Genomic DNA, 15706 nt, shown 5'->3' with positions numbered 1-15706 from the left:
CTATTGAACATTTGACTTTTTGCCGATAGCGATGTGCGAAAATTGACTCGAGAGGGAAACGCGTGGCGCGACCAAGGCCTATTATTTTCGATTGCGACGGCGTTCTTGTCGACAGCGAGCCTCTGGCCGCCCGCGCCTATGAGCGCGTCTACGAAAAGCACGGCATGCCCGGCGTCAACACCAGCATCATCGCCCAATGCATCGGCATGAAGCAGTCCGATATCATCGCCAGGATCAAAGATTTGACCGGCCACCAGTTTCCGGCGGCGGCGGACGGCGACATCTGGGCCGAGACCAAGGTGCTGTTCTCGCAGGAATTGAAGCCGACACCGGGAATCACTGCCTTTCTGGAGGCGCTCGCGGGCGATCGCTGTGTCGCCTCGTCCTCCTCCGTCGAGCGCATAAACCACAGCCTTGCGGTGACCGGGCTGGCGCGTTTCTTCGGCGATGCGATCTACAGTTCCTCGATGGTCAAGAACGGCAAGCCCGCGCCGGACATCTTCCTCTTCGCGGCGGACAAGATCGGCGCCAATCCCGTTGACTGCATCGTCATCGAGGACTCGCCCTTCGGCATCCAGGGCGCGATCGCCGCCGGCATGACGGCGATCGGCTACACCGGCGGCGGCCATACCTATGCCGAGCACGCCGCGCGGCTGACGGCTGCCGGTGCCGATTTCGTCTGCGCCGACTGGCAAGAAGTTAGCCGGCAATTGGCTAGGTTTGGTGTGCCGGCCTAGTTTAGACGATACTTTGTGAATCCACGGCTGGCCCATTCGCCAGGCGGCACGAGTGAGCCCACACGGAAGTTGAAGGACAGGACCCTCGTCGCATCGGCGTCGACTTCGCATCGGAAATTTAGGTTGTACCAAGCGTTTCTGGTGCTGAAGGCGGCCTGCGGAGGATTGAGAACATTGCCTTTGTCCAGCGTAATGGTTGGCACCCATTTGACCGTATAGTCGGCACTTTGCAGTTCCCGGCTCAGAACGTTGCCGCAAAGGGTGGCCACCCGCTGACCGCGCGGCACATTCTCCATGGAGCTTGTAGCGAACGCATTGCCGGTTGCCCCTTGCGAGTAAAGCTTTCTGACGCCCGGAAGGCCGGAATAGATTGGTGATCCTGCAACGTCGTCGTTGGTGGGATTTGACCTTCCAGCATTCCCGATCGGTGCTTTGAAAGCTCTTGCGGGTTTGAACGTCATTGTCTTGGCAGGTTTGGACTTTGCCTTTGCAGTCGAAGCTGGAGGCGCCGGCTTGTCACCGGTCTCAGCCGTCAATGGCTTTGGCGTCACGACGGCTTGCTTTTCGTCAGGTTGCGGTGCGAGTTCTTGTTTGTCCGGCTGCTGTTTGTCGGTGTCCTCGGTCGCCTGCTTTTCCTCGCCTTGCGCGGGCTTTTCGTCCGGCGCAACGGTGGCCGGCTTCTCGTCAGGCTTGCTGGGGTCTGCCTTCTGCTGTGGCGTTGCAGCCGGGGCGGGCTCCGTCGGCGCGGGTGTCGGCGCGACAGGCGGCTTTGCAGCCTCATCCTTGGCCGGCGACGGCGTGTTGGGTTTAGCGCTGCTTCCGTCGAGCGATTTCTCCGGCCCGGTATCTTTCTGGCCGTACTGGAAAACGCGCTTCAGAACCTGGTCGTCTGGCGGTTTCGGCGGCGGCGGTTTTTGTTCAGGCGGCTTTTCAGCCTTCTTTTCAGGTGTCGGTTCCGGCGGCTTTGGAGCAGGTTTCGGCTTGGGCTTCTCGGGCGGCGGCACGATCGCGACATTGACGGGCTGTTCCTGCTGAACCGGCTGCTGCTCGGGTCTCGGCAGGCCATAGATCAGAAACGCTGCGATGAGCGCATGCAGGATCAGCGATGCGGGCAAAGCCCACAGCAAATGCCGCCGCCGTTCTTCTGTTTCGCCCTTCATCCGCACCGATGTGGAATGAAATAGCGGCGGCTTCAAGCATAGGTAGTGGATTGGCTTGATTTAACCGCTGACAGGTTGGTGATCGGATGACGACGCGCAGACCTCAGGTCAGCCAGTTTGCCGCTGGCGCGGGATCCCGTCCAGAAACCGTTCGTCCAGCCGCGTCTCGCCAAGCCAGTTCAGCCGGTTGATGCTGATGAAGCCGGCATCGATCGCGTCGTTCTCGTCGCCCGGCTGGCTGTCGTGAGCCCGCCCGCGCGGCACGGTGATGACCGTGCGGTCGCCGTCGCTCTCCACGATCTCGGCCTTGCGGGCGATCTTGTCGCGACCGATGCGCGGCTGGCGGATTTCGGCCGGCAGCGAGGTCGGCAGGTTGATGCTCAGCCAATGACCCTCAGCGGCCCAGTCGGCGCGCGATTGCCACAGGGACACGATCAGCGCGCCAAGCCATTGGTCGTCGCCATCGGTGAAATCAGGATTTTTCACGCGTGAGAAGCCAATGGCCGGAACGCCCCAGAAAGTCGCCTCCCGCGCGATGCCGAGCGTGCCGGAATAGGCAAGGTCCTCGGCAACGTTGCGGCCATCGTTGACACCCGACAGCACCAGATCTGGCTTCTTCGTATCGGCGAACAACCAGGTCATGGCGCTTACCACGCAATCGGCCGGGGTGCCGGAACAGGCGTACCAGTTCGGTTTGAGGCGCCGCATGGTCAACGGCCTGGCAATCGTCAATGACGAGCCGGCGGCGGTGCGCTTGCCGTCGGGCGCGACCACCCAGACATCGCCGCTCAACGCGCTGGCGGCCGCGACCAGACGGGCAAGCCCCGACGCTTCGATGCCGTCATCGTTGCAGATCAGAATTCTCATCGTTTTCTTGCCTCCGACACCACTATGCGCTGGCCGGTGCGGCACTGCGTGCGCAGCGAGGGGATGTGGGTTTGCAGGTCGCCGAGAAGATCCGGCGTGCAGGAATGGCCGAGTGCCGCGGGACGGCCGGCCTTCTCCCAGATATCGACATTGCCCGACAGCGTCGGATGGGTCGGCATGCGTACCCAGTCCGCCCGACCGGCCTTGTGCAACAGATCGCCCGGCGAACCTGACGGCAGATGCCCGGTAAGCAGCACCGGAAAACCGGAATGGTCGGCACGCGGCAAGAGGCGCGACGATGGGCCGGCTTCACCCATGCCGTCATCCGCCAGCAGCGGCATGGACGGCAGGGGATCGGCATCGGTCCAGTCGGCTGCTTCCTGCAAGCGGCGGCGCAGCAACGTTGAAACGCCCGGCAACAGGGCTGCCGTGGCGCCGATCTGCGCTTCCAGGGACGAGCGCATGCCGGCATGGATGGCGAACGGCCCTGGCAAGGCCGCGATCAGCTCCAGCGAGCGACCAGAGAGCGGCGTCGGCAAAAGACACCCGTCCGAATGCCTCGCAACCCATTGCGAGATTTCGAGCGCCCGCGCCGCCCCCGGCACCGGATCGGCGCCATAGGAAGCATCGAGGACAAGCAGGTCGCAGTGCGGGATGGTGTCCATGACGAAGACATTGCTGTCCGGCACCACATCGGCGGAATAGGCGACGCGGCTCTCGCCATCGTCGACGGCAAACCAGACGCCGCCCACGACATGTCCGGAGCGTCCCGTCCGGATCGTAAGATTTCCGCTCTTCAGCGTATCGCCGGGTTCGAACAATTCGATGCGATCTTCGGGAAAAGGAAACCGCCTGAAATCCTCGGGCTCAGCATAGCCCGCGAGCGTGGCAGGCGCCTCGTCGCGGGTCTCGGCGGTCATGAAGATCGGACCGGCATAACCGCGCGACAGCAGCCAGCTCAGCGCGCCGATATGATCCTCATGCGCATGCGAGACGAACAGCGCATCGATGTCGGCGACCGAGCCGTTCAGCGCCGGATAGTAGTCCGCCCCCGAGGCGCCGACCTTGATGCCGACGTCGAGCAGGATGCGATCCTTGCCGCTGCTGACAGCAAGGCTGGTGCGGCCCTTTTCGCCAAAGCCGCCGAGCAGGTCGAGCATCATCACGATGCCGCCCCCGCCGCCGGGATCAGCCAGCCGGAGCGTATCCGCAGGCGTGCCTGGGCTCCGCTCTCCAGCGCGACCGGATCGGGCTGTTCGAAATGCAAGGTGAGGTCGGGATTGGTCGAAGGCGTGAATTCGATGCGCGCCGAGCCACCCTGATAGATCACCCGCTTGACCAGACCATCGAAGCCGGGGCCATCCGGCGACACGTCGAGATCGGCCGACCGGCAGCAGACCTTTGCCCCGGTTCGCGGCCGCTCGCCTGGCCGGCAGCGGACAATCAGTTCCGCGCCGAGAACGCGGACCTTGCAGTGCCCTCTTTCTTCCGCGCTCAACACATCCGCAGGCAGCAAAATGCCCTGCGAAATGAAGGAAGCCACCATTTCATTTGCCGGCTCATGATAGAGTTCGCGTGGCGTCGCCAGCTGGGCAAGACGCCCGCCATCCATCACCGCGATCCGATCGGCCAGCGCCATCGCCTCGGCCTGGTCATGGGTGATGTAGACGATCGTCGTGCCGGTGCGCTTGTGGAAGGACGCGAACTCGTCCTCCATCGAAGCCCTCAGATGCACGTCGAGATTGGCCAGCGGCTCGTCGAACAGAACCAACGAGGGCGCGGCGACAAGGCAGCGCGCCAATGCCACGCGCTGGCGTTGGCCGCCGGACAGATTGGCCGGCCGACGCTCGCCCAGCCCTTGCAGATTGACCAGGGCGAGTGCGTCTTCAACCTTCCGGCGGGCGACGGCCTTGTCGAGCTTCGCCACCTTCAGCGAATAGCCGATGTTTTCGGCGACCGTCATGTGCGGCCACAGCGCGTAGTTCTGGAAGACGATGCCGACGCGCCGCTTTTCCGGCGCGACGCTGCCGCCCTTGCCCGACACGACCTCGCTGCCGATACGGATCTCGCCTGACGTCACCTTCTCGAATCCGGCAACGAGCCGCAGCAGCGTGGTCTTGCCGCAGCCGGACGGCCCGAGCACTGCCAGGAACTCGCCGTCGCCGACATCGATCGATACGTCCTTGACGGCATCGAAATTGGCGAAGCTCTTGGTCACATTGTCCAGGCTCAATCGCGCCATGGCAGCACTCCGGTCGGAAGGTAGGGGGCAAGCAGATTGGTCACCAGCATCAACAGGAAAGTGACCGCCACAGTGATGACGGACATCGCCGCCGCATAGTTGGAATCGCCGCCCTGCTCGAAGGAAAACATCACGACACCGATCGTCTCCGACCCGGACGACCACAGCAGCGCCGAGACGGTGAGTTCGCTGAGCGCCGTCATGAAGATCAGTAGTCCGCCGGCGATCGCCGCCGGTGCCACCAGGGGAAAGATGATCGTGCGCATGCGCGTGAACAGCCCGGCGCCCGCTACTTGCGCCGCCTCCTCCAGCGCCCGGTCGATCTGGTGATAGCCGCTGATGGTTGGCCGCAGCGCCAGCACCAGGAAGCGGGCGAGATAGGCGTAGAGGATGATCCAGACGGTGTTGTAGAGCTGGATGCCGGTCAGCGGGATCGGCCGCAGGAACATGAGCAGCGAGGCGATCGCCAGCACCACGCCGGGCAAGGCATAGGGCAGTTCGACCGACAGATTGAGCAGCCGCACCCAGCGCTGCTTGCCCCAGGCGATCAGATAGCCGATCGGCACGGCGACGAGGACCGCGAAGAAGGCCGCCGCGATCGACAGCCAGAAGCTGTTGAAAAAAGCCCTACTGGCGGCATCATGCTCGAACAGCACGAAGCGATAATTGTCGAGCGTCGCCGTCTTGGCGGTGAGCGCAATGCCGTAGCCCGGCACCAGCGATGTCAGAACCAGCCCGAACAGCGGCAGGACCAGCACCACGATGATCAGCAGCCACATGCCGGCGTGCACGGCGGGCCGCCAGCGGCCGAGCTCATAGGGCTCGGCCGGAAGCGACGTGGAGCTGATGCGATAGTCGCGGCGGCGGCTCATGATCTCCTGGGCAAGGATGCCCGCCATGGCGATAATGCCGATCAGCACCGACAGGAACGCGGTTTCGCCGAGCACGGCGGGGCCGCCGCCGGCCAGCTTCTGATAGATCAGCGTCGGCAGCACGAGATAGTTGGCGGGAATGCCGAGAAAGGCCGGAATGCCGAAATTGCCGACGCATGAGACGAAGGCAAGAGCAGCGGCCGCCATGATCGACGGCGTCATCAAGGGCAGCACGATGGTGACCAGCACGGTGAACCAGCCGGCGCCGCCCGCCCGCGCGGCTTCGACCAGCTCGCGCGGCAGCTTGCGCAGCCCGGCGCGCACCAACAGGAAAACCAGCGGGCCATACTGCACGCCGAGCAGCAGGATGATGCCCGATGTCGAATAGAGCGGGTTCCTGGTACCGAGCGGCGGTGCCGCCCCAAACAGCTTGAGGAACGGGCTTGCCGGGCCGAACAATTGCAGCCAGGCCAGCGCCGTCACCTGCGGCGCGATCATCAAGGGCATGACGTAACAGAGCACCATGGCGCTGCGAGCGCGGATATCGGTCAGAGTGACGAGGACGGCCACCAGCGTTCCAGACAGCACCGCAAGCAGGGTGCCGCCGATACCGACGACCAGTGTGTGCCAGGTGGCGATCCAGGTCGCCGGACTGGCGAGCCCCGCCTTTATCGCGACGGTCGACAGCGTGCCGCCGGGCGCCACGATCTCCTTGATCAGGCGCAGCATCGGCAGCAGGGAAAGCAGGACGATGACGATGGCTACCGCCGCCGTCAGGACCATTTCCTGGCCCCGGCTTTCCCTGATCCGTGTTGACATGATTGCGTTTCCTGGGGTCGATCAGCCGAGGCGATCGGGGTTTTGCCCGTCAGGGATACCGCTGGGACGGCACCCCTGACTGGATTGCCGGCTCAGCCGCCGAACAGTTCCGAGAACTTCGCCTTGTCGGCGTCGGTTTTGGCGACGATTGCCTTGGTGTCGAACGGCATCACCTTGACCTGGACGCCTTCCGGCAGCCATTCGGGGCGGCCGACCGAGGCGCGCGCCGGCAGATAGCCCATCGAAAGCGCAAGCTTCTGGCCGTCATCGGAAAGAATGAAGTCGACGAACTTCTTGGCGCCGTCGACATTCCTGGCAGTCTTCATGATGGCGACCGGTTCGGTCACTGCCGGCACACCTTCCGAGGGGAACACGAACTCGACCGGGGAACCCTTCTTCTTGGCGTTCATCGCCATGAAGTCGACCAGGATGCCATAGGGCTTTTCGCCCGATGCCACCGACTTCAGCACCGCACCATTGCCGCGCACGCTGACGGTGTTGTTGGTCTTCAGCTTCTGGAAGAAATCCCAGCCATAATTGGCGTCGCCGACGAAGCCCGAAAGCAGGTAGGCGGCGGCACCCGAATAGAGCGGGCTCGGCATGACCAGGCCATCGGCATAGGCGGGCTTGGCAAGATCGGCCCAATGCTGCGGCTTCTCGGTCGCAGCGGTGTTGTAAACGATGCCGGTGGTGATCAGCTTGCTGCCGAAATAGGTCTTGTCGGCGTCATAGGCATCCGCTTCGATGCCATCGAGCTTTGCCTCGGGATAGGGCAGTAGCCGGTCGTCCTTCTTCAACAGCTCCATCGAGACCGCATCGGCGATCAGAAGCACGTCGGGCTGCGGGCTGCCGGCGGCAAACTCGGCCGCCATCTTGGTCAGGATGTCGCTCGTTCCGGAGCGATAGATATTCACATCGATACCCGGCTGCGCCTTCTTGAAGGCATCCACGGTCTTGGCCGCGTCGGCTTCCGGCTGGGACGTGTAGAGCGTCAGTGTTTCGGCGTTTGCCACGCCGGCAAACAAAGTTGCTGCGAGCGCCAGCTGGCTGGCCAGCAGCTTGATGAAGTGCGTCTTCAATGAGACCTCCTGTCTTTCTGTGCATGACCGGTCCGGCTCTGGCCGGCTCCCCGTCTCTTCCTCCCTGCACGGCGCATATGACTGGTGGATGACACAGCGCGTGAAACCCACAAAATATGTTCATATGTACGATGTCAATTACAAATGAACAGAAATGTGCGACAATCGACACGCCGCAGATCCGGCATCAGTTGACATCCGGCCGGTATTTCCTTGATGAGCACCGGTCAGGCCACGGCTCATGAGGGACAGGAACCGATGACCACAGAAAAACCCAGACAGGCTCGCCTGCCGATGGTCTCGTCGGACCTTACCGTCAAGACGGCATGGCTCTACTATGTCGAAGGTTTCACCCAGGAACAGATCGCCGAAAAGCTCGATGTCTCCAGGGTGAAGGTCATGCGTACGCTGGCCTCCTGCACCGCCGAGGGCATTGTCGTCACCATGATCAACGCGCCGACCGCCGGGCAGGTGGCGCTCGAGCGGGAGCTGGAAAAGCGCTGGGGTCTGAACGCCGCCGTCGTCATCCCGACGCCTTCGGCGCATGACCATCTGGAGAAGGCCATCGGCCATGCCGTCGCGGCCTATCTCGGCGAGCAGATGCAGGACGGCATGACGCTGGCCATCGGTGGCGGCGCGACCCTGCATGCCAGCCTCGGCTTCCTTGCCCGCCGGCAGTTGAAGCGTGCCTGTGTGGTGGCGCTCGTCGGCAGCCTGCCGCACTCGCAATGGATCAATCCGTCCATCGTTGCCGCCAAGGTAGCCGATGTCTTCGAGGTCGACAGCTACCAGATCACCGCGCCGGTCACGGTCGACAATTCCTCGCTGCGCGATCTCCTCTGGGCACAGCCGACCCTGCAGGATGTGCGCCAACGCGCGGCCGCCGCCGACATCGCGCTGCTCACCGTCGGCGACATGTCGCCCGACGCCACCATCTTCCGGCATGGCATCGTTCCGTCATCGCTGATCGCTCCGTTGAAAGCGAAGGGCGCGGTCGCCAACATGCTGTGCTATTTCGTCGATGCCAATGGCCGTTTGGTGGACCACGAGGTCAACGGGCGTGTCATGGCCATCGATCTCGATGTGGTCGGCCAGGTGCCGAATGTGGTTCTCGCCGCGGGCGGCAAGCGCAAGGTCGCGGCAATCCTCGCCGCGCTGAAAGCCGTCGACACCAATGTGCTGATCACTGACAGCGATACCGCCACGGCGCTGCTTGCCAAGGGCGGTTAGATCAGCCCGCGCTCGCGCAAAAAATCCTCGACGCCGACATGGGTCATGGATTCGAATTCGGCGATCGCCTCGGCCACCCGCTTGCGCTGCGCCGCCAACAGTGTGAACACCTGCTTCATCTCGCCGGAAACACCAAAACGGCTCCACCGCTCGGCGATATGCGTGGGCAGACCGATGTCGGCGCAGAACGCGTCCAGACTGTCATAGCCGAGGCTGACGACGAGTTGCCTGGTCTCCTCCGCCGACATGCGAGGCTCGAAGGCGTGGTCGTGCAGGCGCTGCGCCACCAGCTTGATGTCGGATGGCGACGCACCCATGACCTTGCCGAACAGGGTTTTGACGTCAGATGGGTCGAATGCAGGCATATTTGGCCTCCCTGGATCGCAATCCAGATAGAACATGGGTCAAGGGTCAGCGCCTGACAAGTCGTTTCTGTCGCAAGCCGGCGCATCAGTCGGCGCCGGCTTCTGCTTGGTGGATCAGACCAGCAGGCCCATCGGATTTTCAAGGAGGTTCTTGAAGGCGACCAGCAGTTCGGCACCCAGCGCACCGTCCACGGCGCGGTGGTCGGTCGACAGCGTCACCGACATCACGGTGGCTATTCTGATCTCGCCGTTCTTGACCACTGCCCGCTCCTCGCCGGCGCCGACTGCCAGGATGGTCGCGTGCGGCGGGTTGATGACCGCGGCAAAGTCCTTGATGCCGAACATGCCGAGATTGGACACCGCCGTGGTGCCACCCTGATACTCTTCCGGCTTCAGCTTGCGGCTGCGCGCGCGACTGGCCAGATCCTTCATCTCGTTGGAGATGGTGGACAGCGTTTTTTCGTCGGCATGCCGGATGATCGGCGTGATCAGGCCGCCGGGGATCGACACGGCAACGCCGACATCGGCGTGCCTGTGCTTGACCATGGCGCTTTCGGTCCACGAGGCATTGGCATCGGGCACCGCCTTCAGCGCCATGGCCATCGCCTTGATCACCATATCGTTGACCGACAGCTTATAGGCCGGTGCCTCGCCCTTGTCGGTCTTCTTCACCGGGGCTGCCGCATTGATCTGCGTGCGCAGCGCCAGCAGCGCATCGAGCTCGCAGTCGAGCGTCAGGTAGAAATGCGGAATGGTGGTCTTGGCCTCGACCAGGCGGCGCGCAATGGTCTTGCGCATATTGTCATGCGGGACGAGGTCGTAGGAGCCCTGTTCGAACAGTTTCAGCACCTGATCGTCCGACATCGCCTTTACCGGCGCGGCAGCAGCAGCGGGCACGCCAGCCGGAGCCTTGGCGGCAGGCGCCGTCTGGGCGCTGCCACCGGCAATGGCCGCGTCGACATCGGCCCTCACCACCCGGCCATGCGGGCCGGTGCCAGATATGGTCGAGAGGTTCAGGCCGGCCTCACGGGCCAGGCGCCGGGCAAGCGGTGTTGCACGGCCGGCCGATGGCGACTGGCCGATCTCCGCCCTTGTGGGGGAGATGCCAAGTGGCGGCAAAGAGGGCAGGGCAGAGGGGTGCGTGACAGAATGAGACGTTGGCGCGACAGCGCCCCCCTCCGTCGACTTCGTCGACATCTCCCCCGCGGGTGGGGAGATTGGCGCCTTGTCCTGCTTGGCCGCAGCAGCATCAGCCCCATAGGCCTCACCGTCGGCATAGATCCACGCCACGGCAGCGCCGACCGCAATATCGACACCCTCTTTGCCGGTGACATCGCGCAGCACGCCGCTGGCCGGCGCATCGATTTCCATCGCCGCCTTGTCGGTCTCGATCTCGAACAGCACATCGCCCTTCTTGACGTGCGCGCCCTCCTCGGCAAACCAGCGCGAGATCTGTCCGGTCGCCATGTCCATGTCGACCTTGGGAAGAATGACTTCGGTCGGCATGGGCTAGCGGACCCCTTTCACGAGGTCGCGCGCGGCGGTGATGATGTCCGGAATTTGCGGCACCGTCGCCTTCTCGAGTTCCGGATTGTAGGGGATCGGCGTTTCGGCGCCGCCCAGCCGCACGATCGGCGCGTCGAGATAGTCGAACGCTTCGCTCTCGGCGATCATGGCGCTGACCTCGGCGCCGATGCCCAGCGTCTTGACCGCTTCGTAGACGCATAGCAGCCGCGACGTCTTCTTGACGCTGTCGATGACGGTCTGCTTGTCCATCGGCCGGATGGTCCGAAGATCGACGACTTCGACGTCGATGCCTTCGCTCTCCAGCACGGCTGCCGCGTCGAGCGCCTTCTGCACCATGATCGAGGTGGCGACGATGGTGAGATCCCGGCCTTCGCGGCAGATATCGGCCTTGCCGATCGGCACGGTGTAATAGCCTTCGGGCACCGGGCCCTTCATCTTGTAGAGCAGCTTGTGCTCGAAGATCATGACCGGATCGGGATCGGCGACCGCCGCCAAAAGCATGCCCTTGGCATCATAGGGGGTCGCCGGCTGGATGACCTTCAGACCCGGCACATGGCCGAGCCAGGCTTCGAGGCTCTGGCTGTGCTGCGCGGCCGCACCGGTGCCGGAACCGGCGGGAAAGCGCATCACCACGGGAACCGAAACCTCGCCGCCCAGCATGAAGCGCATCTTGGCCGCCTGGTTGACGATCTGCTCCATGGCAAGCGTGGCGAAATCGGAAAACTGGAACTCGAAGATCGGCCGCATGCCGGTGAGCGCAGCGCCCACCGCGACGCCCGCGCCGCCCAGTTCCGAAATCGGCGTGTCGATGACGCGGTCAGCGCCGTAACGTTCGACCAGGTCGCCGGTGACCTGGAAGGCGCCGCCATAGACGCCGATATCCTCGCCCATCAGGAAAACGCGTTCGTCCATGTCCATGGCGATCGCCATGGCCTCCTGGATCGCCTGGGCGTAGCTCAGTTCACGCACCATCGCGTCCATCACGCCTGCTCCGTATACACGTAATTTCCCGTCTCGCTGATATCGGGCGAAGGGCTCGCCTTGGCGAACTCGATGCCCTCGGCGATCTCTTGCGCCACGGCATCGCGAATGGCCTCGATGCCCTTGTCGTCGATGAAGCCGAATTCCCTGAGCTCGCTTTCGAACAGGGTGATCGGATCGCGGTTCGACATCCAGTCCTCGATCTCTTCCTTGGTGCGATAGCGGTTGCGGTCGCTCTTGGAATGGCCGCGATGGCGATAGGTCTTGGACTCGATCAGCGTCGGCCCCTCGCCGGCGCGGGCTCGGGCAACAGCCTGATGAGACGCCTCGGCGACCTCGGAGAAGATGTTGCCGTTGACGATGACGCCCGGCATCGAATAGGCGGCGGCGCGCTCGGCGATGTTCTTGACCGCGGTCGAGCGGGCTGTCGATGTCGACATGCCGTAGCCATTGTTCTCGCAGACGAAAATGACAGGCAGCTTCCAGACCGCCGCCATGTTGAGCGCCTCGTGGAAAGCGCCTTCATTGTTGGCGCCATCGCCGAAGAAGGAGACCACGACCTTGCCGGTCTTCATCATCTTGGAGGACAATGCCGCCCCCACGGCGATCGGAATACCGCCACCGACGATGCCATTGGCGCCGAGATTGCCCTTGCCGACATCGGCGATGTGCATCGAGCCGCCACGGCCCTTGCAGTAGCCTGTGGTCTTGCCGAAGAACTCGGCGAACATGCGCTTGACCTCGGCGCCCTTGGCAATGCAGTGGCCGTGACCGCGATGCGTCGAGGTGATCTGGTCATCCTCGGCAAGCGGCATGCAGATGCCCATGGCGCTGGCTTCCTGGCCGATCGACAAATGCATGGTGCCATGGATGAGGCCGCGCGTGTAGCACTCCTCCGCGCCCTCTTCGAAGCGGCGGATCAGGTACATCTTGTGGAGCACCTGCTTGAGCTGCTCGGCGCTGTACTGGCGGTAGACGAAGGGCAGATTGGCGCGACTGTCAGTGACGGCTTTGCTGGCTGTGGCCATGATCACGCTCCCCCGGTCCCATAGACGAGCTTGTCCTGGCGAGCGCGCAGTTCGGCGATCTTGGAGCCCGCCGCGGGCGCTGCATTCGCGTAGGTTATGAGTTCGCCCTTCTTGATCGGCGCGGTGACCGAGCCGCCCTGCAGCAGGCCGCAGGGAACGGCCTTGGCGGCGCGCGCCTCAGGCGTCGTCATGATCCAGGCGCGGTAGCAATATTCGCCGATCGCATCGAGCTTCTCGCCGGGCTTCATGTCCTTCTTGGCCACGGCGGCGACTTCGGCCACCGGCTTGGCCAGCGGCACCATGTCGGCCTTGCCGTAGAGCACGACGCGCGCGCAGGTCAGCGGCACCTCGAGCGAGGTCAGGTGATAGGGACGATGGAAAGTGAAATACGGGCCTTTGCCCATCTTCAGATCTTCCATGCGCTCGGAGATGCGCGGATGCGACATGTCGGCAACGACGAAGACGCCGGGCGCGACACCCTTGCCGATCGAATAGTCGACGACGCCGACCTTCGACAGAACGCCGCCATCCTTCTGCGGCACCAGCACCTTGGACAGTTCGCCAAGCGTCGCCGCCGGGCCATGCATGCCAGCCTTGTCTGGAACCAGGCCGGTGGCATTGGCGATTGCCGCCATCTCGACCATGGTCTTGGAGCCGTCGACGAATTCGACCAGCATGCGGACATTCATGTGCCGGCGCTTGGCTTCCTCCTCATAGTCCGGGGGAATAGCGTCGATGTTGAGCGGATTGTTCTTGCCCTTGCCGGCGGCAACGATCGGGTGACCCATGGCCGAGACGAACTCGATCAGCTCCATGCAGGAGGACGGCTCATCGCCGGCGCCCAGTGAATAGGTGACGCCGAGCCGGTCGGCCTCGCTTTTCAGATAGGCGCCGATGGTGACGTCGGCCTCGACATTCATCATCACCAGATGCTTGCCATGCTCCATGGCGCGCAGCCCGATCTCGGCGCCAACGGCGGGAACCCCGGTGGCATCGATGACGACGTCGATCAGATCATTGTTGATGACAAGGTCGGCGTCGTTGGTGACCGCCACCTTGCCGGCTTCCATCGCCGACGTCATAGCCGAAGCATTCGACACTTCGCGCGCATGCCCGGTTTCCTGGAAAGCGATATCGACGGCCTTGCTGGCGGCCGGCAGGTTCAGTTCGGAAATGGCGCCGATCTCGATGCCCGACATATGGGCGACACGAGTGACGATGTCGGTTCCCATCTCGCCCGAGCCGATCAGGCCGATGCGGATAGGCTTGCCCGACTTTGCGCGTTCCTCGAGATCGAGGGCAAGACCCGTCAACGAAACATTGGAAGCCATACCGCTCGTTCCTCCCATAATGCAGGCTTGTTCGATTGCCTGACGGGTATTGAACATCTGTATTTCTGTCAAGACTAATGTCCATATTCCCATGCTTTTTGGACACTTTCACCGTAGTCCGGCGGGACGAGAAAGAGGCTGGGAAACCCGATGCCGCGCAGTCGCCGTCAGTGCGCGGATGGGCATCGGTTGGCATCGTTCAGCTCAGCAACGGCGCAGCCTGTTGCGCTGCCGTGCAATAGGCCGGCACATGCGACTGGCGGCATCTTGGCCCTCGCGGGAAGTCTTGCTCAGTGTCCCGCGAAGCCTGCCGGAGACGGGCAACCCGCCGCGTCGATCGGAAAATCATGGAAATGCACGACCACGCCATCCGCATCGATTAAGATCACGGCATAGCCGGGTGCTTTTCTGCCAGCGCCCAGCGGCACCAGCCGGCAAATTTAACGCTTGGATTACCCTCTACTGTGCCGTCCAGCCGCCGTCCATCGGCAAGGTCGTGCCGGTGACCTGCCTGGCCGCGTCCGAACACAGGAACAGCGTCAGCGCGGCGAGCTCGTCGACGGTGACGAATTCCTTGGTCGGCTGGGCGGCGAGCAGCACATCGTGCTTGACCTGTTCCTCGGTCATGCCGCGCGCCTTCATCGTGTCGGGAATCTGCCTTTCGACCAGCGGCGTCCAGACATAGCCCGGCGCGATCGCATTCACGGTGACGCCGTCGAGCGCTGCTTCGAGCGCTACCGTCTTGGTGAGGCCCGCAATGCCGTGCTTGGCCGACACATAGGCCGACTTGAACGGCGAGGCGACCAGCGCATGCGCCGAGGCGGTGTTGATGATACGGCCCCATTTGCGCGTCTTCATGCCCGGCAGTGCCGCCTTGATGGCGTAGAACGCGGCGAGCAGATTGATGCGGATGATGGCTTCCCACTTGTCATCGGGAAACTCCTCGATCGGCGCGACATGCTGGATGCCGGCATTGTTGACCAGGATATCGAGACTGCCGAAGGCAGCCTCGGCCTCACGCACCATGGCGCTGACCGCCGCGCCATCCATCATGTTGGCACCGGAATAGCGGCACTTGACGCCGAAATCCCTCTCGATGCCGGTGCGCTCCTGCTCGATGGCAGCCGCATCGCCAAGGCCGTTGATGGTGACATTGGCGCCTTCCACGGCAAAGGCGCGGGCGATGGCCAGGCCGATGCCGCTGGTCGAGCCGGTGACGAGGGCGTTCTTCGAAGACAGGAAACCCATGATGATCTCGCAAGAGGTGGGAGGGAACGAACGGGGCCGCCTTTGTGCGCCGCACCATGACAGTGCCATAGCCATATGTCGGTGCGATTACAGGATTGAGACGGCCGTCGACAGGCCTCTTGGGCGGCTGTCCGGCGGCTGACACGGCACTGTCATGGTGCCGTGCAACATAATCCGGAGCGCATTCGCGCAGTCATTCCTGAACCAAAATGGGGCTACA

Annotated in this window: 14 protein-coding genes; 2 read left to right on the top strand and 12 right to left on the bottom strand. The window is 63.4% G+C overall.

All coding sequences use genetic code 11. The features are described 5' to 3' along the window. Nucleotides 1-62: 62 nt before the first annotated feature. The gene (locus LB519_RS12220) at nt 63-737 is read left to right on the top strand and encodes an HAD family hydrolase (protein ID WP_013529325.1); all 675 of its coding nucleotides are present in this window, start codon (nt 63-65) and stop codon (nt 735-737) included. Here the strand turns inward: LB519_RS12220 and LB519_RS12215 are convergent. From LB519_RS12215 to LB519_RS12190, 6 genes are all read right to left on the bottom strand, one after another. Then, a complete protein-coding gene (locus LB519_RS12215) occupies nt 734-1897 on the bottom strand; it encodes a DUF930 domain-containing protein (protein WP_224620144.1) in 1164 nt (387 codons plus the stop codon). The genes LB519_RS12220 and LB519_RS12215 overlap by 4 nt on opposite strands. Before the next feature lie 108 nt (nt 1898-2005). Continuing rightward, the gene (locus LB519_RS12210; protein WP_013529323.1) at nt 2006-2764 is read right to left on the bottom strand and encodes a 5'/3'-nucleotidase SurE; all 759 of its coding nucleotides are present in this window, start codon (nt 2762-2764) and stop codon (nt 2006-2008) included. Then, nucleotides 2761-3927 carry an MBL fold metallo-hydrolase gene (locus LB519_RS12205; RefSeq protein WP_224620218.1) on the bottom strand — a complete coding sequence of 389 codons (1167 nt, stop codon included), beginning with the start codon at nt 3925-3927 and terminating at the stop codon, nt 2761-2763. The genes LB519_RS12210 and LB519_RS12205 overlap by 4 nt, the downstream gene beginning before the upstream one ends. Then, nucleotides 3927-5006, bottom strand: coding sequence for an ABC transporter ATP-binding protein (locus tag LB519_RS12200; protein ID WP_013529321.1), 1080 nt, complete (start codon nt 5004-5006; stop codon nt 3927-3929). The genes LB519_RS12205 and LB519_RS12200 overlap by 1 nt, the downstream gene beginning before the upstream one ends. After that, nucleotides 4994-6697 carry an ABC transporter permease gene (locus tag LB519_RS12195; RefSeq protein WP_224620143.1) on the bottom strand — a complete coding sequence of 568 codons (1704 nt, stop codon included), beginning with the start codon at nt 6695-6697 and terminating at the stop codon, nt 4994-4996. The genes LB519_RS12200 and LB519_RS12195 overlap by 13 nt, the downstream gene beginning before the upstream one ends. A gap of 92 nt (nt 6698-6789) precedes the next feature. Then, nucleotides 6790-7776, bottom strand: a complete 987-nt coding sequence (locus LB519_RS12190; protein WP_013529319.1) for an ABC transporter substrate-binding protein — start codon at nt 7774-7776, stop codon at nt 6790-6792. Between the two features lie 258 nt (nt 7777-8034). Here LB519_RS12190 and LB519_RS12185 point away from each other — a divergent pair, with 258 nt between their 5' ends. Beyond that, complete coding sequence (locus LB519_RS12185) at nt 8035-9006, top strand: sugar-binding transcriptional regulator (protein ID WP_224620142.1); 972 nt, start codon at nt 8035-8037, stop codon at nt 9004-9006. On the opposite strand, the gene LB519_RS12180 is transcribed toward LB519_RS12185, so the two are convergent. The 6 genes from LB519_RS12180 to LB519_RS12155 all read right to left on the bottom strand — a co-directional run bounded on the left by LB519_RS12180 (nt 9003) and on the right by LB519_RS12155 (nt 15486). After that, entirely contained in the window at nt 9003-9371 is a 369-nt protein-coding gene (locus tag LB519_RS12180; RefSeq protein WP_224620141.1) for a hypothetical protein, read from the bottom strand. The two genes, LB519_RS12185 and LB519_RS12180, sit on opposite strands and share 4 nt — an antisense overlap. Before the next feature lie 114 nt (nt 9372-9485). Then, nucleotides 9486-10877 carry a pyruvate dehydrogenase complex dihydrolipoamide acetyltransferase gene (locus LB519_RS12175; protein ID WP_224620140.1) on the bottom strand — a complete coding sequence of 464 codons (1392 nt, stop codon included), beginning with the start codon at nt 10875-10877 and terminating at the stop codon, nt 9486-9488. Between the two features lie 3 nt (nt 10878-10880). Continuing rightward, nucleotides 10881-11879, bottom strand: a complete 999-nt coding sequence (locus tag LB519_RS12170) for an alpha-ketoacid dehydrogenase subunit beta (RefSeq protein ID WP_224620139.1) — start codon at nt 11877-11879, stop codon at nt 10881-10883. After that, nucleotides 11879-12907 (bottom strand): thiamine pyrophosphate-dependent dehydrogenase E1 component subunit alpha, encoded by a 1029-nt coding sequence (locus LB519_RS12165; RefSeq protein WP_063169131.1) that lies wholly within the window; start codon nt 12905-12907, stop codon nt 11879-11881. The genes LB519_RS12170 and LB519_RS12165 overlap by 1 nt, the downstream gene beginning before the upstream one ends. 2 nt (nt 12908-12909) lie before the next feature. Then, nucleotides 12910-14238, bottom strand: coding sequence for an NAD(P)H-dependent oxidoreductase (locus tag LB519_RS12160; protein WP_224620138.1), 1329 nt, complete (start codon nt 14236-14238; stop codon nt 12910-12912). 459 nt (nt 14239-14697) lie between these two features. Further along, complete coding sequence (locus LB519_RS12155) at nt 14698-15486, bottom strand: 3-hydroxybutyrate dehydrogenase (RefSeq protein WP_224620137.1); 789 nt, start codon at nt 15484-15486, stop codon at nt 14698-14700. Nucleotides 15487-15706 lie beyond the last annotated feature (220 nt).

The sequence above is a fragment of the Mesorhizobium sp. AD1-1 genome, assembly GCF_020164655.1.
GTDB lineage: Bacteria > Pseudomonadota > Alphaproteobacteria > Rhizobiales > Rhizobiaceae > Mesorhizobium > Mesorhizobium ciceri.
Note: the sequence above shows the minus strand (reverse complement) of the source record. Positions and strands in the feature narration are given on the sequence as shown.

Coding starts and splice junctions, on each gene's coding strand:
- LB519_RS12215 (WP_224620144.1), bottom strand. CDS start 1,897: ATGAAGGGCGAAACAGAAGAACGGCGGCGGCATTTGCTGTGGGCTTTG.
- LB519_RS12210 (WP_013529323.1), bottom strand. CDS start 2,764: ATGAGAATTCTGATCTGCAACGATGACGGCATCGAAGCGTCGGGGCTT.
- LB519_RS12205 (WP_224620218.1), bottom strand. CDS start 3,927: ATGATGCTCGACCTGCTCGGCGGCTTTGGCGAAAAGGGCCGCACCAGC.
- LB519_RS12200 (WP_013529321.1), bottom strand. CDS start 5,006: ATGGCGCGATTGAGCCTGGACAATGTGACCAAGAGCTTCGCCAATTTC.
- LB519_RS12195 (WP_224620143.1), bottom strand. CDS start 6,697: ATGTCAACACGGATCAGGGAAAGCCGGGGCCAGGAAATGGTCCTGACG.
- LB519_RS12185 (WP_224620142.1), top strand. CDS start 8,035: ATGACCACAGAAAAACCCAGACAGGCTCGCCTGCCGATGGTCTCGTCG.
- LB519_RS12180 (WP_224620141.1), bottom strand. CDS start 9,371: ATGCCTGCATTCGACCCATCTGACGTCAAAACCCTGTTCGGCAAGGTC.
- LB519_RS12175 (WP_224620140.1), bottom strand. CDS start 10,877: ATGCCGACCGAAGTCATTCTTCCCAAGGTCGACATGGACATGGCGACC.
- LB519_RS12170 (WP_224620139.1), bottom strand. CDS start 11,879: ATGGACGCGATGGTGCGTGAACTGAGCTACGCCCAGGCGATCCAGGAG.
- LB519_RS12165 (WP_063169131.1), bottom strand. CDS start 12,907: ATGGCCACAGCCAGCAAAGCCGTCACTGACAGTCGCGCCAATCTGCCC.
- LB519_RS12160 (WP_224620138.1), bottom strand. CDS start 14,238: ATGGCTTCCAATGTTTCGTTGACGGGTCTTGCCCTCGATCTCGAGGAA.
- LB519_RS12155 (WP_224620137.1), bottom strand. CDS start 15,486: ATGGGTTTCCTGTCTTCGAAGAACGCCCTCGTCACCGGCTCGACCAGC.